Annotated in this window: 1 protein-coding gene; it reads right to left on the bottom strand. The window is 69.0% G+C overall.

From position 1 onward, the window contains the following. Positions 1–39 precede the first annotated feature (39 nt). On the bottom strand, positions 40–548 hold a 509-nt coding region (locus AC1DTW_RS28165), incomplete at its 5' end, for a methyl-accepting chemotaxis protein (RefSeq protein WP_477985347.1).

Raw genomic sequence — 548 nt, 5'->3', positions numbered from 1 at the left:
ATGTTGTCCTTTCGTTGGCAGGAAGACGGGTCGACTCGCCTACGCGAGGCTCGCCCGGTGTTCGGAAAGCGATTCGAGAGCCGGCGACGCCGCCTCGAGACGGAATGCGGCGACCACATCGGAGAGCCGCGCGGCCTGCTCGCGCAGGCTCTCGGCGGCCGCGGCCGACTCCTCGACCAGCGCGGCGTTCTGCTGCGTCATCTGGTCGAGCTGTGCGACCGAGGTGTTGACCTCGGAGATGCCCTGGCTCTGCTCGGCAGCGGCTGCGGTGATCTCGCCGATGATGTCCGAGACGCGCTGCACCGAGCCGACGATCTCCTTCATCGTGCGACCGGCATCGGCGACGAGCTTCGAGCCGCCCTCGACCTTCTCGACCGAGGCGCCGATCAGCCCCTTGATCTCCTTCGCCGCTTCGGCGCTGCGCTGCGCGAGGCTGCGCACCTCGCTGGCGACGACCGCGAAGCCGCGGCCCTGTTCGCCGGCGCGCGCCGCTTCGACCGCCGCATTCAGCGCGAGGATGTTGGTCTTCAGCGCGAGGATGTTGGTCT

Source organism: Rhizobacter sp. P5_A1, from assembly GCF_056400745.1.
The sequence above is the reverse complement of the archived record's forward strand: the minus strand, read 5'-3'. Positions and strand labels throughout refer to the sequence as shown.